Here is a 22,056-nt window from a genome sequence, read left to right on the forward strand (position 1 = left end):
AGCGGCGGCGCAAAGGAGTTTCCTGCGCGCGACCCGAATGAGGAGGCTTCCATGCTTGATTCCGTGACCGACCTGCGCGCGCTGCTGAAAGACCCGTCGCTGCTGGCGACCCAGGCTTATGTTGCCGGGGAATGGATCGACGCCGATGACGGCAGCACCTTCGAAGTGACGAACCCCGCCCGTGGTGATGTGATCTGCACTGTGCCGAACCTTGGCCGCGCCGAAACCGCGCGCGCCATTGCCGCCGCCGAAAAGGCGCAGAAGGAATGGGCCGCCCGCACCGGCAAGGAACGCGCCGCCGTAATGCGCAAGTGGTTCGAGCTGATGATGGCGAACCAGGACGACCTTGGCGCGATCCTGACCGCAGAAATGGGCAAGCCGCTGGCCGAGGCGAAAGGCGAGATCGCCTATGGCGCCAGCTTCATCGAATGGTTCGGCGAAGAGGCCAAGCGCATCTATGGCGAAACCATTCCCGGCCACCAGCGCGACAAGCGCATCACCGTGATCAAGCAGCCCATCGGGGTTGTCGGTTCGATCACGCCGTGGAACTTCCCGAATGCGATGATCACCCGCAAATGCGGCCCGGCCATCGCGGTGGGCTGTGGCTTCGTCGCCCGCCCTGCGGCGGAAACTCCGCTGTCGGCGCTGGCGCTGGCGGTGCTGGGCGAACGCGCCGGGCTGCCGAAGGGCCTTTTTTCGGTGATCACCTCAAAACGCGCCTCGGATATCGGCAAGGAGTTCTGCGAAAACCACGCCGTCCGCAAACTGACCTTCACCGGCTCAACTGAGGTGGGCCGCATCCTGCTGCGTCAGGCTGCGGATCAGGTGATGAAATGCTCGATGGAGCTGGGCGGCAACGCACCCTTCATCGTGTTCGACGACGCTGATCTGGACGCGGCGGTCGAAGGCGCGATGATGTCGAAGTTCCGCAACAACGGCCAGACCTGCGTCTGCGCCAACCGCATCTATGTGCAGGCTGGCGTCTATGATGCATTCGCCGAAAAGCTGGCCGCCGCCGTGCGCAAGCTGAACGTCGGTGACGGGCTGGAGGCTGGCGTGACCACCGGCCCGCTGATCAATATGGATGCGGTCGAGAAGGTCGAGGAACATATCACCGATGCTCTGGGCAAGGGCGCGCAGATCATCACTGGCGGCAAACGTCATGATCTGGGCGGCACCTTCTTCCAGCCGACCGTTGTGGCCAATGTCACCGACGAGATGCTGGTGACGAACGAGGAAACCTTTGGCCCGCTGGCGCCGCTGTTCAAATTCGAGACCGAGGAAGAGGTGGTCGAGAAGGCCAATGCCACCATCTTCGGCCTTGCCTCCTACTTCTATGCCCGTGACATCGGCCGCATCACCCGCGTTCAGGAAGCGCTGGAATACGGCATCGTCGGCGTGAATACCGGGATCATCTCGACCGAGGTGGCACCTTTCGGTGGCGTCAAGCAATCCGGCCTTGGCCGCGAGGGCTCGCGTCACGGGATGGAGGATTATCTGGAGATGAAATACATCTGCCTCAGCATCTGATCCACCCGGATCTTTCGCAAGCGGCCGTCGGGGACCCCCGGCGGCCGTTCGCGCTCAGGGCGCCTCGCCCAGCGTAATCTCCACGGCACGGGCATAGGTCATGTCAGCATCGAACCGGCCTTCCTTCAGGAAAAGCACGGTCTGGGCAATGACCTCGGGGCTGAGCATCATGAAAGTATGGGTCACCGGCAGGGTGATATGCGCCTTCATACCTGCCACCTTGGTCGAGGCGACGGAAACCTTGCCATCGTCGCGCCCCGTGATGATCGAGGAATAGATCGGGTTCAGCGAACGGTTGCCTGCGATCACGCCCAGTTCGTAATCCGGCAGCGGCAGGGCACGCGGCACCGATCCGGCGCCGGTGCCCAACTCCAGCCCGGCGGGGCCGTTCAGCCATTCAAAGGCACCAATCTGGCCGAAGGCATCCACCAGTTCAGAGCCGTGGTTGGGCGGCGCCAGCATGACGACACGCCCCATCACCTCGGGCTTGTGATCCTTCAGCCAGACGCGCGCCAGAATGCCACCCATCGAATGCGTGACGAAATGCACCGGGCCGGTCGCGCATTGCGCGACCCCCTCGCCCACCAGCGGGGCCAGATCGCGGATCGGCGCCTCGGTCGAGGGATAGCCCTCGTTCACCACCTGATAGCCCTGGGCCTCCAGCGCCTCCTGCATCGCCAGAAGCGAAGCCTCGCTGCGGGCAAGGCCGTGCAGCAGCACGACGCAATCAGCCTGCACCGCACTGGCGGTCAGACTGGTTGCAAGGGCAAGGCTCAGGACAAGATCGCGGCACAGGCTCATGCGGCGGAGCATGGACAAAGCCGCGTGCATCGGCAAGGCTCGACCCATGAAAACCCCGTGTCCCCGTCTCGCCGTTCGTGCCCTCATCCTGCATGAAAACCGCCTTTTGCTGGTCAATGCCTGGGGCGGGGGCGTGTCCGACCTGTGGTGCGCGCCCGGAGGCGGCGTGGAACGCGGCGCCTCGCTGCCCGACAACCTGATCCGTGAAGTGCATGAGGAATGCGGGCTGACTGTCGCTGTGGGCGAGGTGGCGCTGGTAAACGAGTTCCACGATCCGAACGGGCCGTTTCATCAGGTGGACGTCTATTTCCGCTGCACCATCGTCGCGGGCGACGTGCGGGCGGACTGGCGCGACCCCGAGGGCGTGGTGACCGAGCGCCGCTTCTTCGCCCGCCACGATCTGGCGCATATCCGCTACAAGCCCGACAGCCTGCCGGTCGCCGCATGGGATGGTGGCGTGACCTATGACCCGCTGGAGCCGATCATCCGATGAGCCGCGCTTTCGTCAAGGAAGATACCAATGATCTGGCGCCGCTGCCCGACCTGCCGGTGTCGCCGCATCCGAATTACGTCACCCCGCGCGGGCTGGCGGCCTTGCAGGCGCGGCTTCTGGCGGTGCAGGCAGAACTCGCCCAGTTGCGCGCGCGGGCAGAGCGGCTGGACCGGCTGCCCGAGGCGGCGGCGGAGCGGGACATCCGCTACCTTGAGGCCCGGCTGCGCAGTGCCATCCTGATTGATCCGGCCAGCCATGGCACGACCGAAGTTGCCTTTGGCCATCGCGTGACAGTGGCGGATGAGGACGGCGCGGAGGTGGCTTATGAAATCACCGGCGAGGATGAGGCCGATGCCGCACTTGGCCGCATCGCCCCGCAATCGCCGCTGGCGCGGGCGCTGATCGGGGCGCGGGTCGGCGATGTGGTGACATGGCGCCGCCCGGCCGGGGCGGTGGAACTGGAAATCCTGAAGATCGAGGTGCCCGATGATCCGTGATCTGGACCCGCAGACCGACCTTGCGGCGGTGGAGGCGCTGTTCCGCGCCGCCGCAGATTATGTCGATCTTGAAAGCGGCGCGGCGGTCGATGGCTCGCAGGCCGCCGGTTTCTTCACCGATGCCCCGCCCGGGATCGACCCGACGACCAGCCTGCGTCTCGGGATGTTTGCCGCTGACCGGCTGATCGGCAAGGTGGATGTCGCCTTCGGCTATCCCGAGGCCGGAGACGCCTATATCGGCCTCATGGTCTTTGCGCCAGAGGCACGCGGCTCCGGCCAGGGCGCGCGGCTGCTGCGCGAGGTCGAGGCGCGTGCCAGGGCGCGCGGCGCCACAAGGCTGTTCATCGCGGCGCTGGAGGCGAATGCGAAGGGCCGCGCCTTCTGGGCACGCGAAGGATTTCAGCCCGATCAGGTTTTCCCCGACCGGGACTATGGCGCGCGGCGCCATACCGTGCACCGGATGGTGAAGGCGCTCTAAGGCTCAGGCCCGCGCAGCCGTGTCGCAGGAGGCCCAGACCCAGCCGCAGGGGGCAAGGCTCAGCTTGTCGCCCGCCAGCGTTGCCCCCTCTTGCGGCCCGTCCAGCGCGGTCAGACCCTTGACGGGCAGGCTCACCGGCTTGTCCGACAGGTTGAAGGCGCAGAACACAGACCCCTCCGCCCCGTCGCGCCGGAAGGACAGCACGGGGGCCTTCACATCAAAGAACGTGCTGCGCCCGGCCACCAGCGCCGAGCCTTTGCGCCACGCCAGCAGGCTGCGATAGCACTCCAGCACCGACCCCACTCCCTGCGCCGCCACGTTGCGCGCCAGTTGCGGCGGTTTCACCGGCAACCAGGGTTTGCCGGTGGTGAACCCGCCATGGGCCGAGCCATCCCAGACCATCGGCGTGCGGCATCCGTCACGGCCCTTGTAATCCGGCCAGAAGCGGAAACCCGGCGGGTCGGTCAGCTCGTGATATTCGATGTCGGTCTCGGTCTGGCCCAGTTCTTCGCCCTGATAGAGACAGATCGAGCCCTCAAGGCTCAGCAGCATCGCGGCCGCCAGCTTTGCCACCGCGTCCAGCGGGCCATGATCGGCCCAGCGCGAGACATGGCGGATCACGTCATGGTTGGAAAAGGCCCACATCGGCCAGCCATTCGGTGCGGCGGTAAAGAAGCCTTCGACGCGCGACCGGAAATGCGCAGGCGTGAACTTCGGTCCCAGCATGTCGAAACTATAGGCCATGTGCAGCCGGTGGCCCGAGGTATATTCTTCCATGATACGCAGAGCACGGCGCGGGCCTTCGCCCACCTCGCCCACCATGGTGCGGGCATCGAATTCGTCGAGCAGTTCACGCATCCGTTCCAGAAACGGCAGATTTTCCGGGCGGCATTTGGAATATTCGTGGTCCTGCATGTCATAGGGGTTCACGGCGGGAATGTTTTCCTCGCGTGGCTCCGGCCCGTTGTCACGCAGCTTCGCATCGTGGAAGTAGTAGTTCACCGTATCCAGCCGGAAGCCATCGACCCCGCGTTCCAGCCAGAAGCGCATGGTGCCCAGCAGGTAGTCCTGCACCTCCGGGTTGTGGAAATTGAAGTCCGGTTGCGAAGTCAGGAAGTTGTGCAGGTAATACTGCCGCCGGCGCGAATCCCACTCCCACGCGCTGCCGCCAAAGACCGAAAGCCAGTTCGACGGCGGGCTGCCATCGGGCTTCGGATCGGCCCAGACATACCAGTCGGCCCTGGGGTTGCTGCGGTCCTTGCGGCTTTCGACAAAGGCGTGGTGCTGGTCCGACGAATGGCTGATGACCTGATCAATGATGACCTTCAGCCCCAGATCATGCGCCCGCGCAACCAGCGCGTCAAAGTCCTCCAGCGTGCCGAACAGCGGGTCGATGTCGCAATAATCGCTGACATCATATCCCATGTCGGCCATCGGGCTTCTGAACACCGGCGACAGCCAGATCGCATCAACGCCAAGCCCCGCCACATGATCCAGCCGGGCGGTGATACCCTTCAGATCGCCGATGCCGTCACCATCACTGTCCTGAAAGCTGCGCGGATAGATCTGATAGACCACCGCGCCGCGCCACCAATCCGTCATCCGAAACCCCATAAATGTTCGCGCTAACATCGCGACGAGCCGTCTGCATGGCAAGCGGGATCGGCAGCGGGCGGCATAAATTCCTGCCGATTGTGGCCGCAGGGGCGAAATCGCTGCCGGAAGCATCAGGAACGGTCATTGTATGCATCACAAAAATCAAATTGACCCTGCCGCAGGCGCGCATCACCTTGCACCGAACCCCCGGAGCGCGCCGATGACCAAAGCCCCCCTTTTCACGCCAGTCCTGATCGCGGGCTGTGCCATCCTGCTGCTGAACTTTGCCCTCAGGGCAAGTTTCGGTATGTTCCAGATCCCGATTGGCGAGGAATTCGGCTGGCCGCGCGCGGAATTTTCGCTGGCCATCGCCATCCAGAACCTTGCCTGGGGCATTGGCCAGCCGCTGTTCGGTGCGGTGGCGGAACGGTTCGGTGATCGCAAGGCGATCATCGGCGGAGCCATTCTGTATGCACTGGGTCTGGTACTGTCATCCTATGCGATGACGCCACTGGAAATGCAGCTTTACGAAGTGCTGGTAGGCTTCGGCATCGCAGGCACCGGCTTTGGCGTGGTGCTGGCGGTGGTGGGGCGCGCGTCGTCGCCGGAAAACCGCTCGCTCGCGCTGGGGATCGCCACGGCGGCCGGGTCGGCCGGTCAGGTGGTCGGCGCGCCCCTGGCCGAAATTCTGCTGCAAAGCTTTCCGTGGCAGACGGTGTTCCTGATCTTCGCCGCAATCATCATGGCGACGCTGCTGGCGCTGCCCTTCCTGCGCTCGCCCGAGATGGCAACCAGACAGGAGCTGGAGGAAAGCCTTGGCACGGTGCTGAAACGCGCCTTCACCGACCCGTCCTATATCATGATCTTCCTCGGGTTCTTTTCCTGCGGCTACCAGCTTGCTTTCATCACCGCGCATTTTCCGGCCTTCGTGACCGAGATGTGCGGCCCGATCGACCCGAACGGCCCGCTGGCCGCCATGGGGATCGAGACGACCTCGGCCCTGGGCGCCGTTGCCATCGCGGTGATTGGTCTTGCCAATATCGTGGGCACCATTACCGCCGGGATGCTGGGCAAGAAATACACCAAGAAATACCTGCTGGCCGGGGTTTATACCGCGCGGACCATCGTGGCGGCGCTGTTCATCCTGCTGCCGATGACACCGACAACTGTGCTGCTGTTCTCGCTGTCCATGGGGGCACTTTGGCTGGCAACCGTGCCGCTGACCAGCGGGCTGGTCGCACATATCTACGGGCTGCGCTACATGGGCACGCTTTACGGCTTCGTCTTCCTGTCGCACCAGATCGGCGGCTTCCTCGGCGTCTGGCTGGGCGGCAAGATGTATGACCTGACGGGCGGCTATACGCTGGTCTGGTGGATCGGCGTCGGGGTCGGTGCCTTCTCGGCGCTGGTGCATCTGCCGATCCGCGAAAAACCCTGGGCGCCGCAGGCCGCCTGATGCGCGCCGGGATCGCTGCGCTGGTCGCCGCCTATGTCCTCAGCCAGTTCTACCGCGCTTTTCTTGCGGTCATGGCGCCGGTTCTGAAAACCGATCTCGGGATCGGGGCTGAGGATCTGGCGGCGGCCTCGGGCCTGTGGTTCCTGACCTTCGCGGCGGCACAGATCCCGGTCGGTTCTGCGCTGGACAGGATCGGGCCGCGCCGCACGGCGGCGGTTCTGTTCGGCCTTTGCGCAGGCGGCGGGGCATTGGTGTTCGCGGCCGCCTCCTCCGCATGGCAGATCCAGCTTGCCATGGCGCTGATCGGGGTGGGCTGTTCGCCCGTCTTGATGGCGACCTATTACATCTTCGCCCGCACCTACGCGCCCGCAATCTTCGGAACGCTGGCAGGGGCGGTCATCGGCATCGGCAATCTGGGCAATATCGCGGGCTCCCTTCCGCTGGCGTGGGCGGTGGAGAGTTTCGGCTGGCGCGAAACGCTGGTGGCGCTGGCGACCGTATCGCTGGTCATCGCGGGGCTGGTTGCCCTGCTGACGCGCGACCCGGAACGGGTGGAGGGGCAGGCGCGCGGCTCGGTGCTGGATCTGCTGCGCATGCCCGCGATCTGGCCGATCCTTGCCATGATGTCAGTGGCCTATATGCCGCCCGCCGCGCTGCGCGGGCTGTGGGCCGGGCCTTACTATGCCGATGTCTTTGGCGCCGATACCGCGCGCATCGGGCAGGTGACGCTGGCGATGGGGCTGGCGATGGTGGCCGGGAATTTTGCCTATGGCCCGCTGGACCGGCTGTTCCGCTCGCGCAAGCGGGTGATTCTGACCGGCAACCTGATCTGCGCCGGCGGCTTTCTGGCGCTTTGGGCCATGCCCGCGGCCGGGGGTTGGGTAACGCCGGGCCTGATGGTTCTGATCGGGCTGACCGGCGCCACTTTCGCGGTGATCATCGCGCATGGCCGGGCCTTCTTCCCACCGCATCTGGTGGGACGCGGGGTCACGCTGATCAACCTGTTCGGCATGGGCAGCGTCGGGATTTCGCAGATGATCACCGGGCGGCTGCATGCCGCCATTGCGCCGACACCACCCGAGGCGCCCTATCAGGCGCTGTTCCTGTTCTATGCGCTGGTCATGCTGGCTGGATGCGCCATCTACCTTCTGGCACAGGATCGCACGGACTGAGCTTTCCCTTGTCGCACCGCGCCCCTATCTTGTGGCGCGAAAGGCAGGCCGATGATCGTCTATCCCGCTGAGTACAATGCCCGGAAAGAGGCGGTCTTTGCCGCCCTTGCGCAGGTGGAGGGCGAAGCCCGCCGCCTGCCCTTCGCGCCGCTGCGCTTCCGCGACTGGCCCGAGACCGGCGCGCGCGTGGCCACCGCGCTGATGCAGGCAAAGCGGCAGCCGCGCGGACCCGTGATGCGCTGGCTGAAGCGACAGCTTTTGCGCGGGCAATACAACTGGGCACGCAGCTATTTCGCCGCGCATCCTGACCGGCTGGCGGTAGCGTGGAACGGGCTGACCGGCTCGCGCATGGCCTGGCTTCAGGGCGCCCGCGACGCGGGCGCACCTGTGCTGCATGCCGAACTCGCGCCCCTGCCGGGGCGGATCACGCTGGACCCGACTGGGGTGAATGCCGAAAGCAGCGTGCCGCAGGACCCGGAATTCTTTCGCGCCTGGGCCGCGTTGCATGAAACCCACCGCTGGCGCGAGGCGGGCGCTGGGCTCAGCGCGCGCGCCTCACGCCGGGCCGATGTGGGGCAGGCCGGGGCCGATGGACTGCCCGATACGACTTTCCTGTTCTGCCCGCTTCAGGTGCCCGATGACAGTCAGGTCCGGCTGTTCGCCGGATGGTGCGGCGGGATGGCCGGGTTTCTGACCGCTCTTGCGCAGGCAGTGCCGCATCTGCCCGAGGGCTGGCACCTGCGGGTGAAGGAGCACCCTTCCGCTAAACAGGCGCTGGGGCCGCTGCTGGAGCCGCTGCTGGCGACCGGACGGGTGGTGGTGGACAATGCAACCGATAGCTTCGCCCAGCTTGCCGCCGCGCGCGGGGTGGTGACGCTGAACTCCTCGATGGGGTTGCAGGCGTTCTTTCACGACCGGCCGGTGGTGACGCTGGGCCGAGCCTTCTTCAACCTGCCCGGACTGGTGCATCATGCGGGGGGGCAAGAAGCGCTGAACGCACTGTTCGCCGCACCTGAGACGCTGGGCTATGACGAAACCCTGCGCGCGGCCTTCGTGGCATGGCTGGCAGAGGTCTATTATCCGCGGTTCAGCCACGAACCCGGCCAGCCGCCCAGCTTTGACCGGCCCGCCTTCGCCGCCAAACTGGCCGAAGCCCGCGCAGCTGCCGGGGGGCGGGAATGAACCGGCTGGGCTACCTGATTGCCAAATACGGCCGGAATGACGCGGCCTTTCAGGCCGCCTCTATTCCCGAAGGCGAATTGCTCGCCCCGCTGGTGGGCAAGCGCATCGCACTGGTCGGCAATGCGCGCGCGCTGGCGCAAGGCGATTACGGGGCCGAGATCGACGCCGCCGATCTGGTGATCCGCATTAACGCCGCGCCGATCCCCTCCGCCCGGTCACATGGCACACGAACCGACTGGGTGGGCCTTGCCGTTCGCATGCCAGCCGCGCGGCACCGGCTGCTGGGCCAGCCGCGCCTGTTGTGGATGTCGCCCAGGCTGCACCGCATTTCATGGCTGGTGGCATCGCAGCCGGGGTTCTTCCGCTATCCGCGCCCCCGCTACGATGCCCTGCGCGCGAAACTGGGGGTCGGCCCGACCACGGGCATCATGCTGATCGACCTGCTGGCGGATTCAGACCTGGCAGAGCTGCGGCTTTACGGGTTTGACTTCTTCGCCTCGCTGTCGCTGTCAGGCCCGCGCACGGCGGCGGATGTGGGGCATAATTTCGCGGGCGAGGCGGATTTCGTGGCCGATCTGACAAAGCGCGACCCGCGTATCCTTCACCGGCGATGATCGCGCTTTCCCTCGCCGGGGGATTGGGCTAAGGGGCCTCGTCTTCTCTGTGAAATGGAGGTCCCCCCGATGGGCTACAGAGTCGCCGTCGTCGGCGCCACGGGTAACGTGGGCAAAGAAATGCTGAACATCCTCGCCGAGCGCGAGTTCCCGGTGGACGAGATCGTGGCGCTTGCGTCGCGCAATTCGCTGGGCACTGAAGTCAGCTTCGGCGACAAGACTTTGAAGACCAAGGATCTGGCCGAGTTCGATTTCACCGGCTGGGACATCGCCTTCTTCGCCATCGGTTCCGATGCAACGAAGGTCTATGCGCCCAAGGCGGCCTCGCAGGGTTGCGTGGTGATCGACAACTCGTCGCTGTATCGCTACGACCCGGAAATCCCGCTGGTCGTGCCGGAAGTGAACGCCGAGGCGGTGGACAACTACAAGAACAAGAACATCATCGCGAACCCCAACTGCTCGACCGCGCAGATGGTTGTGGCGCTAAAACCGCTGCATGACCGCGCGAAGATCAAGCGTGTTGTCGTCGCCACCTACCAGTCGGTGTCCGGCACGGGCAAAGAGGCGATGGACGAACTGTGGAACCAGACCAAGGGCGTTTTCGTCCCCGGTCAGGAAGTTGCGCCGAAGGTCTATCCCAAGCAGATCGCCTTCAACGTGATCCCGCATATCGACGTTTTCCTGGACGATGGCTCGACCAAGGAAGAATGGAAGATGGTCGCCGAGACCAAGAAGATTCTCGACAAGTCGATCAAGCTGACCGCGACCTGCGTGCGCGTGCCGGTGTTCGTGGGTCACTCGGAAGCGATCAACGTCGAATTCGAGGAGCCGCTGGACTGGCAGGAGGCGCAGGCCATCCTGCGTGAAGCGCCCGGTATCCTCGTCGTCGACAAGCGCGAGGCCGGCGGCTACATCACCCCGGTAGAATGCGTCGGTGAATACGCGACCTATGTCAGCCGCATCCGCGAGGATTCGACTGTGGAAAACGGCCTGAGCTTCTGGTGCGTGTCCGACAACCTGCGCAAGGGCGCCGCGCTGAATGCGGTGCAGATCGCCGAGGTTCTGGGCAAGCGCTGCCTCAAGAAAGGCTGAGCCGCATCTGACGGTACGTCAAAGGCCCCGCTTCTGCGGGGCCTTTTCGCTTGTGGCGCTGGCCTGACGTTGACCACAGGCGCGGGCGGGTCTATCCCCCACCCATACGGCCAGCGGAGGCGAGATTGACGATTTACCTGCATCAGAATGACCTGCCCGACGGGCTGGACCTCGGCCCGGTGGTGGCGATCGACACCGAAACCATGGGCCTGGACCCGCGCCGCGACCGGCTTTGCGTGGTGCAGCTTTCAGCGGGCGACGGCCATGCGCATCTGGTGCAGATCGCGCGCGGACAGACCCGCGCGCCGAATCTGGAGCGCCTGCTGACCGATCCGGCGGTGGTGAAACTGTTCCACTTTGGCCGTTTCGACATCGCGGCGATGCAGAAGGCCTTCGGCGTGACCACCGCCCCGGTCTGGTGCACCAAGATCGCGTCAAAACTGATCCGCACCTTCACCGACCGGCACGGGTTGAAATACCTGCTGGCCGAGCTGGTGGGGGTGGATGTCTCGAAACAGCAGCAGACCTCGGACTGGGGGTCGGCCGAGCTGACCGAGGCGCAGAAGGAATATGCGGCGTCGGACGTGCTTTACCTGCACAAGCTGAAAGCGGCGCTGGAGGCGCGGCTGATCCGCGAGGGCCGGATGGAGCTGGCGCAGAAGTGTTTCGATTTCCTGCCAACGCGGGCAGAACTCGATCTGCTGGGCTGGGAGGAACCGAATGACCTCTTCCACCACTGATTTCCTTGCCGTCGGCCGTCGCGTCATCCGCCGCGAATCGGAGGCGCTGGACCTGCTGGCCGATACGCTGGACGGCACCTTCGGCGCGGCGGTCGATCTGATCCTGAAGGCGCGCGGGCGGGTCATCGTCTGCGGCATGGGCAAATCGGGCCATATCGCCCGCAAGATCGCCGCCACCTTTGCTTCGACCGGCACGCCGGCGCAATTCGTCCATCCTGGCGAGGCGAGCCACGGCGATCTGGGCATGGTGACCGCAGATGATGTGGCGCTGGTACTGTCAAACTCCGGCGAGACGCCGGAGCTTGCGGATGTCATCGCCCATACGCGGAGGTTCAGCATTCCGCTGATCGGGGTCGCCAGCCGGGCGGGTTCGACCCTGCTCAGGCAGTCGGATGTGGCGATCCTGCTGCCCCCCGCGCCAGAGGCCTGCGAAACCGGGATCGTGCCGACGACCTCGACCACCATGACCCTGGCACTGGGGGACGCGCTGGCCGTCGCGCTGATGGAACACCGGCAGTTCACGCCCGACCAGTTCCGGGTCTTCCACCCCGGCGGCAAGCTGGGTGCGAAACTCGCCACCGTGCGGCATCTGATGCATGCCGACCTGCCACTGGTCAGCGGCGCAACCCCGATGAGCGAGGCACTGCTGGTGATGAGCCAGAAGGGCTTCGGCGTGCTGGGCGTGATCGACGCTGACCGCCATCTGATCGGTGTGGTGACGGACGGTGACTTGCGGCGGCATATGGACGGTCTGCTGTCCCTGTCAGCCGAACAGGTGATGACGCGCCATCCGCGCACCATCGGCCCCGAGGCACTTGCTGAAAAGGCGGTGGCCGAAATGAACGCCCGCAAGATCACCTCGCTTTTCGTGGTGGACCCCGAGGGTTCGCAACAGGTGGTCGGGCTGATCCACATTCACGACTGCCTGCGCGCGGGCGTGGTCTAGGCCATGGCGAGGGATGCCCATTCGCGACTGGTGGGATGGCTGAAGGTCATCCTGCCGCTGTCTGCGCTGGCGATTCTCTCGACGCTGTTCCTTGTCGCACGCACGGTCGATCCCGATGCGGCAATCCCTTATTCCGATGTCGAGATCGCCGAACGCCTGCGCGAGCCACGCATGACGGCGCCCACGCTCGCCGGAGTAACCCGCGACGGGGCGACGATCACAGTAACTGCCGCCGAGGCCCGCCCTGCCGAAGAGGCAGGCACCTCCGCCAGCAGCGTCCGCGCGCGTCTGGAAACCCCGGATGGCGCGCATACCGCCCTTTCGGCGGGTCAGGCGCAGGCGGATGCCAGCGGCACGCTAGTCACGCTGGATTCGGGTGTTCTGCTGTCCAACTCCGCCGGATATGAGATGAAGACCGAGGCGCTGCAACTGCGTCTGGACACCACACAGGCGACCAGCACCGGCCCGGTCGAAGGCTTCGGCCCGCCCGGCCAGATCGAGGCGGGTGGAATGGAGATTACGGAAGCCTCCGGCGCTCCGGGCCAGTATGTTCTGGTTTTCAACGGTGGCGTTCGCCTGATATACCAGCCGCGTAACCCCTGACAGAGGCCGATCATGCGCTGCCGCCCCCTTCTTGCCCTCGCCCTGAGCTGCCTGCTTCTGCCGGTCGCCGCAGGCGCGCAGCAGGCGAATATCGCATTTGGCGGGCTAAAGCAGGATACCAGCCTGCCAGTGCAGGTGGAGGCCGATAACCTGACCGTCGAACAGGCCACCGGCACCGCAGTATTCAGCGGCAATGTCCGGGTGGCGCAGGGGGATCTGAAACTCGCCGCTGCGCGGGTGCAGGTAGAATATGCCGCCGACGGCAAGGCCATCGAGCGGTTGCATGCCTCGGGCGGCGTGACCATGGCCAATGCGACCGACGCGGCCGAGTCGAAAGAGGCGGTCTACACCATCGGCTCCGGCAATCTGGTGATGACGGGCGATGTTCTGCTGACCCAGGGCAAAAGCGCCATTGCCGGGCAGAAGCTGGTGATCGACCTCAAGGCAGGGACCGGCACCATGCAGGGGCGGGTCTCCACCACCTTTGTGCCGGGCAACAAGTGATGACGGATCTGGCGGTGACAGAGGGTTCAGCCGGGCTGCATGTGCGTGGCTTGCGGAAAAGCTACAAGAAACGGCCTGTGATCCGCGATGTGACGCTGGATCTGCAACGCGGCGAGGTCGTGGCACTTCTGGGCCCCAACGGCTCGGGCAAGACGACCTGTTTCTACTCCATCGCTGGTCTGGTGACGCCCGAGGGCGGGCAGGTGCTGATCGACGGCAAGGATGTGACCACCTTGCCGATGTATCGCCGCGCACGGCTGGGCGTGGGCTATCTGCCACAGGAAATGTCGATCTTCCGCGGGCTTTCGGTCGAGGACAACATCCTCGCCGTGCTGGAGATTCGCGAGCCCGACGGCCACAAGCGGCGCGAGCGGCTGGAAGAACTGCTGTCTGAATTTTCCATCACCCACCTGCGCCGCGCACCTGCGCTGGCGCTGTCGGGCGGGGAAAGACGACGGGTCGAAATCGCGCGCTGTCTTGCCGCCGATCCCAAGTATCTGCTGCTGGACGAACCCTTTGCCGGGGTGGACCCGATCGCGGTGGGTGAGATCCGTCATCTGGTGCAGGATCTGAAGCTGCGCGGCCTTGGCGTGCTGATCACCGACCACAATGTCCGCGAGACGCTGGGCATCGTGGACCGCGCCTATATCCTGCATGACGGCCATGTCCTGATGAGCGGCACAACCGACGAGATCGTACGCGACGAAACCGTGCGGCGGGTCTATCTGGGCCAGAGCTTCCGGTTGGGCTGAGCCCTCACCGGCGCGACAAACCGCCTGTCATGCGGACTTCATGTACCTGTTGACAAGTCACGTCATCCTGCCGCCAAATACCCGGGATGCGTGCGAGAACCGCCCCCGACTCCAGCCCTGACCGGCAGCTTCCTGCCGAGCCGACTGGTATCCAAGTGCAGGCGGCCCCATGTAAAATTCATCAGCGGGTAACCCTGCATGATGCAGGATTTGCCGTGCTGTTTTCGTGAAGGAGGAGCCATGCGTTACCAGATCAGTGGAAAACAGATTGATATCGGTGAGGCGCTTCAGACCCATGTGAAGGCCGAACTGGGCGAGGTGGTGGAAAAATACGCCCAGCGCCCGACCGACGCTGTGATTGTGTTTTCCAAGGCCGCGCACGAATTCGTATGCGAGGCCACGATCCACCTTTCCACCGGGCTGAATGCCAGTGCGAAAGGCAGCGCATCCGAAGTCTATGCCGCGTTCGAGGCCTGCCGCGAGAAGATGGACAAGCAATTGCGCCGTCACAAACGCCGCCTGCGCGACCACCACCACAAGCGCACGGCCCCTGTTGAATTCGACGGCGGTTCCTCCTATATCCTCGCCCCGACCGATGAGGGCGACGAGAGCGAGGCAATCTCTGATCAGCCCATCGTCATCGCCGAGATGGAGACGAAGATTCCTTCGATCACCGTCGGCGAGGCGGTGATGCAGTTGGAGTTGGCCGGGCAGAAGATGCTCGTCTTCCGCAATGAAGGACATGGCGGGGTGAACGTCGTATATCGCCGGGATGACGGCAATATCGGCTGGATCGACCCGCGCAACAGCAAATAGCGCCTGCGAGGCGCGGAATAGACGGCGACCCTGATGGAAATTTCAAAGATTCTCAATCCTGAGTCCGTCAGGGTCGTTAGTCAGCTGACCAGCAAGAAGCGCCTGTTTCAGGAGCTGGGTGAAATGGCGGCACAGGCTTACAAGCTGAATGCCTCCATCGCCATTGATGGTTTGCAGGAACGCGAAAGCCTTGGTCCGACCGGCGTGGGCCATGGCATCGCCCTGCCACATGCGCGTCTGGAAGACCTGAACAGAATCGTCGGTGTGTTTGTGCGTCTGGAAAAGCCGCTGGACTATGACAGCGTCGATCGCCAGCCGGTCGATCTTGTGTTCGGCCTGTTCGCACCCAAGGATTCGGGGGTCGAGCATCTGAAGGCGCTGGCGCTGGTCAGCCGTACCATGCGCGATTCCGGCATCTGCACCAAGCTGCGTGCCAACACCGATCCGGCAAAGCTGTTCGCCATTCTGACCGAAAGCCGGGCGCCGCAGGCGGCCTGACGGTCAGTCGCGCCAGCGACCGAAACCATAGCCTATGTAATCCCGCTGATAGGCGTCGCGCGCGGCGTCTTCCAGTTCCGCATCATGGATGCGGAACAGCGCCTCGGCCAGGGTCAGATCACAGGACAGGTCCGGCATGACGACGCCCATCTCATCACACAACCAGGTCAGCCCTTCTGCCAGACGATCCTCGCGCAGCACGGCATCCGGCCCCTGGAATTGCGCGAAGCCTTGCAAGACGGCGGTCTGCGAGGCAAAGCGCGGGTCGATCTTCTGCCCGGTCTGCCCCGAAAGATAGAGCTTAAGCCAGCGCAGCACCGCCAGAAAGGCCGTGCGTTCCTCCTCTGCCGTCAGCGGTTGCCCCGGTACGGGCAGATCCAGCTTGTAGCTGCGGGTCAGCAGACGATAGAGGTCGCCTCCCTCCATCACCACAGCCCGAAAGCCGGCATAGGCCCGCAACAGAGGGTGGCGCAGCACGGTGAAGCTGCGGTGCGGAGCGTTCTGCCGTTTCCACTGTCGCAGGGTTTTCTGCACGAAATCCGTGACGATCCCGCCGGTTCCCAGACGGCCCAGCCAGTCGCGCAACTCTGCCTCCGGCCCACCGCGCAGGGGCATGTAGAGCAGCGGCGCATCCGCAGCCGCGACGAAGCCCGGTATGCCGGGCGTGCGGCGCGGTTCAAAATTCGGGGTGCGCGCAAGGTTGAAACGATCCAGCCGGGCCAGAGACCGCTCCATCTCGGCCGGATTGCTGACCTTGTCTGCGATTTCCTCGGGGTTCTGCTTCTTGAGCTTCGGGTCCAGCGCCGTCAGCCGGGCCGGAACCCCCAGAAAGGCGGCAAGGCCGTTCAGGACATCCAGATCGTTCAGATCCTCGTAGTCGATGTAGAAGGCAGTTTGCCCCGACACCTGCAAGCCGTGGAGCAGATGCACCTGAAACTCCTGCGCCGCGCGCAGATGGGCCTCAAACTCTGCCGGATCGAACCGCGCGCGCGCAGTTTTCAGCTTTGCCGCATTCTGCAACTTCCACTGGCCGGTATCCTGCGCGATCTTCAGGCTGACATAGCTTTCGACCGGATTGCGGGTGAGGATGATCTTTGCGCAGGCCGGATCGGCCAGAACCGCCCCGATCACGCGGGCATCATGGTCGTGGAAGCATCGAAATCCCACCATGCCCTGCGTCGCCGCACGCATCGCGGCCAGCACCGGAAAAGGATCGGCATCGCGCTCGGCAATGTCGATACCCCAGAGCGACAGGTTGTCCTTCTTGCCCATGAAATGCGGGTTGAACACCTCGCCATGACAGGTCACCCCCTCAAGCGCGTTCAGGTTCGCCTCCAGAAAGTTGGAACCCGTCCGCATTTCGGCGAACATCACGAAAGAGGTGAATCCGGTCGGGGGCAAATCACTTCACCAGATAGGGGCGGCCGCGCCGCGTGGTCGAGGGGCGCGGGTCATCCCCGGCAGGAAAATCACCCATCAGGACAGGCTGCATACCCTGATTGCGCAGATTTTGCAGGAACTGGCCGAAACCGACCAGATCCGACATGCGCGGCGCCTCGGTCAGGCGGCGGCTGGAGCGTGGGCTGATTTCGTCGATGATGGTCTGCAACGGCTCCATCGGGTTCTCGATAAATTCGGCCAGCGTCCAGATCCGTACCCGTGCCTTAACGTGCAGGGACCGCAGTTGGGCCAGATGGTCGGCCTCGATCTTCTGAAGACGGGCCGCCTCTTTGCGGATATCACCGAAATTGCGGTTGGAATGGAACAGCGGCACAGCCCAGGCGCCCGAGATGACCGAGACCTGCGCATTCGGATCACGGGCCAGGAAGGGGCCGATCTTCTGGTTGTCACGCGGGCCGAACTGGAAGCACTGCCTCTCGCCCCGCGTGTTCCACATCAGGTTCCCCATAAAGCCGCGCAGGTTATAATCGCGCAGTGCGGGACTATCGGACAGGGCGCCGTTATAGACCGTCTCGCCCCCCGCGAATTCCACACGGTCAGGCGCGAACAAATGTCCATGTACCCGCGATCCGGTGACCTTGCCCAGCCAGATGTCAAAATTCTCGAACAGATCGGAAAAGCCTTCGAACACAGAATAGGGCGCAGCGGTCATGCCGTTTTCCCAATCGAGGTTCGGGAAGCGGCTTTGCATGTACAGTCCGGCCCGGCCCTTGGTCCGTCGTTCCACCGCCTTGGCAAACAGCCGGTCGATCTTGCCCGGGTTCGGTTCTGCCGCTGGTTGGCGGGCCAGATCGTCGGACAGGAAGATGCGGTAAAGCTTGTCCGCATGCGGCCAGATCTTGCGCGCCACAAAGCAATCGGACCGGCGCAGCAATTGCAGGTGATCGTCGTAGAAGATGTGCGGCTTGCCCTGAAAATCGAACTTCGACAGCGTGAGCGAGCGGCTTTCGACATTGACCGAAACCTGCCGCACAAGCGTCTGGAAGTAGCTTTCATCAGGAATCCAGACCTTGCGGAAGTAGCGGTCATAGGCCGGGCGTTCCGGGTCTTCCAGGATGGCAGACAGGGTTTGCCGGGTCAGACACCACCACTGGCTGCCAAGATGCGGCACAAGGGCAGGCGGAATGCGACGGCGATACCGGACCCGGCGTTGCAGCCGGACATAGCCATCGAACAGCCGGCGCTGCTTGCGCCACGAGAACGGGAAACGCAGCGTGAAACGCTCGATATTCAACCCGCCGATCGTCCAGCCAACATCCTCGGTCGTGACGCTTTCGATGAAATCGGTTTTCGGCCGCTCGTCGAGATAAGCCACCAGTTCCTCGACCGGGCGCAGGGGCAGGCACGACCCTGAGGCAAGATAGACATGCCGGACGCCCGGAAACTCGTGCAGCATCATGGTGGCGGCCGCCTGCGTGGCGGCAACCAGACCCCAGCTTCCCCATTCGCAGGCATGGCGCGGCGAAAAGCGGATGTCGGGCACGCCTTCCAGATCGCGCGTCATCCGGCGCAGCGCCGATTTCGACACGCGCTTGTCGACATGGATCACCACCGGGCAACCATGATCGGCCCAATAGCGCGCCACCTGTGCGGCACGGCCCAGCGCGGTGTGGCAAAGCATGACGAAGCCGACACTCACCCCCGCCCCCTCACGCCCAGTTGCCCTTGGACATCAGCCCGAGAATCTCAAGCTGGCGCCAGTTGATGTATTTCTCGCTCCACTTGCACCAGAAATCCGGGCTGGCGGCCAAACCCTCCTGATAGGCGCGGTATTCGTGACTGTTGGCGTAGTGCTGCTTGCGCGCCATTTCTTCCGCCGCCTTGTGGGCGAAGGTATCGAGGAACTTGGCATGCAGAAGGCAGCCCGAAGCCTTTTCGCCGCCCCATTCGTCATAAACGAGGTTCAGCCCGCGCGGCAGCAGCATGTGGGTCGAACTGACATAGGCATAATCGCGGTGCCATTTCACCAACGGAATCTTGTTCAGCGCCGGCGCACGTTCCGGTGCATCGGTAAAGAAGGTGCGCGCACGGGGCCCGCCCTGAATCCACAGATTGCCGAACTTGCGGTTCTTCGACATCGTGTAATTGCCGCTGTCGAACCATTGCGCGGTTTCGAACGGATCAGTGCCCTCGCGATAGGCATGTTCGCCGAACGGACCCTTGGGATACATGTCCAGCAACATCGCCGAGAAGGATTTGATGGAACTGGCATCCAGCCAGTCGGTCAAGGCGCGCAGCGGCCTCGTATCACAGAACGGGTAGACGAAGAATTCATCCGAATCGACGACCAGCGACCAGTGGCCATGGCCATAGCGCATTTGCAGCCAGTTCAGCCAATCCACCCCGAACCGGGCCCGCTTGTAACTGGCCCGCGTGGTCCAGACCGAAACATCCGGCTGCGCCGCCAGATATTCGCGCGAGCCGTCCTCGCTGTCATTGTCCACGAAAAGGAAATGATCGATCCCCAGATCCCGGTAATACCGCAGGAAATAGGGCATCCGCACTTTCTCGTTCCGGAGGGTCGAGAACAGCAGAAGATCACCCGACCGGATGGCCCCGGTCCGGTCGGCAACGGGTTTCAGCTCACGTCGCTTGCGAAAAGCGCGAATACGCCAGCGCTTGCGGGCAAGCCGAAGCTGATATGATGACAGTATGCCCACACACTCTCTCCGACCGGCATCAGCCAGCCCGGTTTACCAGTCATTGCTTAAGACGGTTTTGAAATGGGCATCCCAGTCGAAGGGCGCCATTGTCGATCCCGCCTCCCGGAGGGTTGCGGCTGCCGTGCGCTGGCGCGGACTGGCTGACAACGCCCGGAAAATTGTTTCCGTCCAAGAATAAACATCTGATGTCCCGAGGTAAATGCCTGTATCGCCAAGAAGTTCACGCAAAACCGGCAAGTCCGAAACATAAACCGGAACCCCGAGCGCAAGCGCCTCCAGCGGAGGCAGGCCAAAGCCTTCGGCCAGGCTGGGGAAAAGCAGCCCCTGCGCGCCGGTCAGCAGGCCGGAAAGGGCCGCATCATCCAATCCCGGCGCCTCGATCACATGGGCAGGTGCTGCGTTCAGCCGGGCGAAGACCTCTTCGTTCCGCCACCCCCGGCTGCCCGCGATCACCAGCTGCGGCATACGTTCCGGTGGCAGACGTTTGCCCAGCCGCTCCCAGACATCCAGCAGCAACATATGGTTCTTTCGCGGCTCGATGGTGCCGACCGCTACAAAATATGGCCGTTCGAGATCAAGGCCGGGCAGATGAAACGGGCCGGGGGCGGGGGCGACGATGCCCAAAGGGGCGACCACCCCTTCCGGCAGGCGGCCAAAGCGGCGCAACTGCGCCTCGTTCGCCTGCCGAGTCACCTGCGCGGTGTGGATGACCCGGTCCGCCCCCGCCGCCACCGCAGCCATCTTGCGCGCAAAGACCTCGGGAATCCCGGCACGGGTATATTGCGGGTAATCAAGGGGAATCACATCGTGCAGCAAAACCGAACTGCGCAGGCCTTGCCGCCGAAGTGCTGCAAACAACGCGGGCGTCAGATGGCTGTGCCCCACGTTGTAGTAGCGGCAATCCACTGGCAACCGGCGCAGCAGCAAGTTCGGCAAGAGGGACGGCACCCGGCGACGCGCCAGCTTGTAAACGGCGGTTTCCGCCTGCGCGCGCAAGGGGTTATCAGCAAACCTCAGCCGCGCCCAGCGACCGGCGGCGGGCAAGGGCAACCAGGCCCGCGCCATCTGCGCAAGCTGGTTCGAGCCGTCAGCATCCAGCAGCACCATAAAAGAAGACAGACGGACCAGCGCATGAAGCGCCGGACCGCCTGCTTTGTGATCCGCCAGAAAGCGGTCAAGATAAGCGAGTTCTACCCGGTCGACTCCCGTCGCCACCGGACGGCCCAGACGCGACATCAGCCGCGTCAGATCCAGCAGGCGGGCGGCGGGCACGCGGGTTACTGCGCGGCTTTCTGTTGGGCCAGGGTGTCGTGGAGGTAGGCGGAGAATTCGTCGCGGAGGTCGTCGCGGGCCATGCCGAAGGCGACGGTGGCCTGCAGGAACCCGGCTTTCGAGCCGCAGTCGTAGCGCTGGCCCCGGAAGCGGTAGCCGTAGACGCCCGAGCCGCCCTCGCCAATCTCTTCGGCGATGGCATCGGTCAGCTGGATCTCGCCGCCCGCGCCCTGTTTCATCCGGTTCAGGTTGGTCAGCACCTTCGGCGACAGGATGTAGCGGCCGATGACCGCAAGGTTCGACGGCGCCTCTTCCGCCTTCGGCTTCTCCACCATGCCTTTGGCCCGGACGATGGTGCCCATGTCCTCGGCGATGTCGAGCACGCCATAGGCCGAGGCCTTGGGCGGCGGCACTTCCATCGCGGCGACCATGTTGCCGCCGGTCTGTTCGTAGGCCTCCACCATCTGCGCCAGGCAGGATTTCTCGGCCGCGATCACGTCATCGGGCAGCAGCACCGCGAAGGGCTCGTTGCCGATCAGGCGGCGGGCGCACCAGACGGCATGGCCCAGCCCCATCGGCCGGTTCTGCCGCACATAGGCGATGGCACCCGAATCCATGTTGGTGTCCTTCAGGACCTCCAGCAGGTCATCCTTGCCCTTCTTGCGCAGCGCGCTTTCCAGTTCCGGCGCGTGGTCGAAGTAATCCTCCAGCGCCGACTTGCCGCGCGAGGTCACGAAGATGAACTCCTTGATCCCCGCCGCCCGCGCCTCGTCGATCGCGTACTGGATCAGCGGACGGTCCACCAGCGTCATGATCTCTTTCGGGATCGACTTCGTCGCAGGCAGAAAACGGGTCCCGAGACCCGCAACCGGAAATACCGCCTTGGTCAC

24 protein-coding genes are annotated in these 22,056 nt (G+C 64.2%); 17 read left to right on the forward strand and 7 right to left on the reverse strand.

Features of this window, described 5'->3' with window-relative positions; translation table 11 throughout:
- Positions 1-51: 51 nt before the first annotated feature.
- Positions 52-1,530, forward strand: a complete 1,479-nt coding sequence (locus AO684_RS03855; protein WP_054301451.1) for an NAD-dependent succinate-semialdehyde dehydrogenase — start codon at positions 52-54, stop codon at positions 1,528-1,530.
- A 54-nt stretch (positions 1,531-1,584) separates the two neighbouring features.
- On the opposite strand, the gene AO684_RS03860 is transcribed toward AO684_RS03855, so the two are convergent.
- Positions 1,585-2,343, reverse strand: coding sequence for an alpha/beta hydrolase (locus AO684_RS03860; RefSeq protein WP_235451203.1), 759 nt, complete (start codon positions 2,341-2,343; stop codon positions 1,585-1,587).
- Between AO684_RS03860 and AO684_RS03865 the strand changes: the two genes are divergently transcribed.
- The 3 genes from AO684_RS03865 to AO684_RS03875 are packed head-to-tail and all read left to right on the forward strand — an operon-like array spanning position 2,342 to position 3,799.
- Positions 2,342-2,824, forward strand: coding sequence for an NUDIX hydrolase (locus AO684_RS03865; protein ID WP_054301423.1), 483 nt, complete (start codon positions 2,342-2,344; stop codon positions 2,822-2,824). The genes AO684_RS03860 and AO684_RS03865 overlap by 2 nt on opposite strands.
- Positions 2,821-3,321 carry a GreA/GreB family elongation factor gene (locus AO684_RS03870; protein ID WP_054301424.1) on the forward strand — a complete coding sequence of 167 codons (501 nt, stop codon included), beginning with the start codon at positions 2,821-2,823 and terminating at the stop codon, positions 3,319-3,321. The genes AO684_RS03865 and AO684_RS03870 overlap by 4 nt, the downstream gene beginning before the upstream one ends.
- Positions 3,311-3,799: a GNAT family N-acetyltransferase gene (locus tag AO684_RS03875; RefSeq protein WP_054301425.1), complete on the forward strand. Its 489-nt coding sequence runs from the start codon at positions 3,311-3,313 to the stop codon at positions 3,797-3,799. The genes AO684_RS03870 and AO684_RS03875 overlap by 11 nt, the downstream gene beginning before the upstream one ends.
- 3 nt (positions 3,800-3,802) lie before the next feature.
- Here the strand turns inward: AO684_RS03875 and AO684_RS03880 are convergent, their stop codons facing one another.
- Entirely contained in the window at positions 3,803-5,401 is a 1,599-nt protein-coding gene (locus AO684_RS03880; RefSeq protein WP_054301453.1) for an alpha-glucosidase, read from the reverse strand.
- Between the two features lie 47 nt (positions 5,402-5,448).
- Here AO684_RS03880 and AO684_RS21755 point away from each other — a divergent pair, with 47 nt between their 5' ends.
- The 13 genes from AO684_RS21755 (at position 5,449) to AO684_RS03940 (ending at position 15,770) form a co-directional block, all read left to right on the forward strand.
- Positions 5,449-5,619, forward strand: a complete 171-nt coding sequence (locus tag AO684_RS21755) for a hypothetical protein (RefSeq protein ID WP_161805983.1) — start codon at positions 5,449-5,451, stop codon at positions 5,617-5,619.
- A complete protein-coding gene (locus AO684_RS03885) occupies positions 5,616-6,851 on the forward strand; it encodes an MFS transporter (RefSeq protein WP_054301454.1) in 1,236 nt (411 codons plus the stop codon). The genes AO684_RS21755 and AO684_RS03885 overlap by 4 nt, the downstream gene beginning before the upstream one ends.
- Entirely contained in the window at positions 6,851-8,023 is a 1,173-nt protein-coding gene (locus AO684_RS03890) for an MFS transporter (protein ID WP_054301426.1), read from the forward strand. Before AO684_RS03885 ends, AO684_RS03890 begins: the two co-directional genes overlap by 1 nt.
- A 51-nt stretch (positions 8,024-8,074) precedes the next feature.
- Positions 8,075-9,205, forward strand: a complete 1,131-nt coding sequence (locus AO684_RS03895; RefSeq protein WP_054301427.1) for a capsular biosynthesis protein — start codon at positions 8,075-8,077, stop codon at positions 9,203-9,205.
- Complete coding sequence (locus AO684_RS03900; protein WP_054301428.1) at positions 9,202-9,819, forward strand: glycosyltransferase family 29 protein; 618 nt, start codon at positions 9,202-9,204, stop codon at positions 9,817-9,819. Before AO684_RS03895 ends, AO684_RS03900 begins: the two co-directional genes overlap by 4 nt.
- 69 nt (positions 9,820-9,888) lie before the next feature.
- Positions 9,889-10,911: an aspartate-semialdehyde dehydrogenase gene (locus tag AO684_RS03905; protein WP_054301455.1), complete on the forward strand. Its 1,023-nt coding sequence runs from the start codon at positions 9,889-9,891 to the stop codon at positions 10,909-10,911.
- A 125-nt stretch (positions 10,912-11,036) separates the two neighbouring features.
- A complete protein-coding gene (locus AO684_RS03910) occupies positions 11,037-11,651 on the forward strand; it encodes a ribonuclease D (protein WP_054301429.1) in 615 nt (204 codons plus the stop codon).
- A complete protein-coding gene (locus AO684_RS03915) occupies positions 11,632-12,597 on the forward strand; it encodes an SIS domain-containing protein (protein WP_054301430.1) in 966 nt (321 codons plus the stop codon). The genes AO684_RS03910 and AO684_RS03915 overlap by 20 nt, the downstream gene beginning before the upstream one ends.
- A gap of 3 nt (positions 12,598-12,600) precedes the next feature.
- Positions 12,601-13,200, forward strand: a complete 600-nt coding sequence (lptC, locus tag AO684_RS03920; RefSeq protein WP_054301431.1) for an LPS export ABC transporter periplasmic protein LptC — start codon at positions 12,601-12,603, stop codon at positions 13,198-13,200.
- A gap of 12 nt (positions 13,201-13,212) precedes the next feature.
- On the forward strand, positions 13,213-13,704 hold the full coding sequence (gene lptA / locus AO684_RS03925; RefSeq protein ID WP_054301432.1) for a lipopolysaccharide transport periplasmic protein LptA: 492 nt from the start codon (positions 13,213-13,215) through the stop codon (positions 13,702-13,704).
- Positions 13,704-14,456, forward strand: coding sequence for an LPS export ABC transporter ATP-binding protein (gene lptB, locus AO684_RS03930; protein ID WP_054301433.1), 753 nt, complete (start codon positions 13,704-13,706; stop codon positions 14,454-14,456). Before lptA ends, lptB begins: the two co-directional genes overlap by 1 nt.
- 240 nt (positions 14,457-14,696) lie before the next feature.
- On the forward strand, positions 14,697-15,272 hold the full coding sequence (gene hpf / locus AO684_RS03935; protein ID WP_054301434.1) for a ribosome hibernation-promoting factor, HPF/YfiA family: 576 nt from the start codon (positions 14,697-14,699) through the stop codon (positions 15,270-15,272).
- Between the two features lie 33 nt (positions 15,273-15,305).
- Positions 15,306-15,770, forward strand: coding sequence for a PTS sugar transporter subunit IIA (locus AO684_RS03940; protein ID WP_054301435.1), 465 nt, complete (start codon positions 15,306-15,308; stop codon positions 15,768-15,770).
- 3 nt (positions 15,771-15,773) lie between these two features.
- On the opposite strand, the gene AO684_RS03945 is transcribed toward AO684_RS03940, so the two are convergent.
- The 5 genes from AO684_RS03945 to galU form a co-directional block, all read right to left on the reverse strand.
- Complete coding sequence (locus AO684_RS03945; RefSeq protein ID WP_369814576.1) at positions 15,774-17,171, reverse strand: nodulation protein NodH; 1,398 nt, start codon at positions 17,169-17,171, stop codon at positions 15,774-15,776.
- A 1-nt stretch (position 17,172) separates the two neighbouring features.
- Complete coding sequence (locus tag AO684_RS03950; protein ID WP_054301437.1) at positions 17,173-18,870, reverse strand: beta-1,6-N-acetylglucosaminyltransferase; 1,698 nt, start codon at positions 18,868-18,870, stop codon at positions 17,173-17,175.
- A 10-nt stretch (positions 18,871-18,880) separates the two neighbouring features.
- Positions 18,881-19,891, reverse strand: a complete 1,011-nt coding sequence (locus AO684_RS03955) for a glycosyltransferase family 2 protein (RefSeq protein WP_054301438.1) — start codon at positions 19,889-19,891, stop codon at positions 18,881-18,883.
- Between the two features lie 33 nt (positions 19,892-19,924).
- A complete protein-coding gene (locus tag AO684_RS03960; protein ID WP_054301439.1) occupies positions 19,925-21,166 on the reverse strand; it encodes a glycosyltransferase family 1 protein in 1,242 nt (413 codons plus the stop codon).
- A gap of 5 nt (positions 21,167-21,171) precedes the next feature.
- Positions 21,172-22,056: UTP--glucose-1-phosphate uridylyltransferase GalU (galU, locus tag AO684_RS03965; protein WP_235451204.1), on the reverse strand; the 885-nt coding region annotated here is incomplete at its 5' end.

The organism is Gemmobacter sp. LW-1 (assembly GCF_001303875.1).
Taxonomy (GTDB): Bacteria; Pseudomonadota; Alphaproteobacteria; order Rhodobacterales; family Rhodobacteraceae; genus Gemmobacter; species Gemmobacter caeni.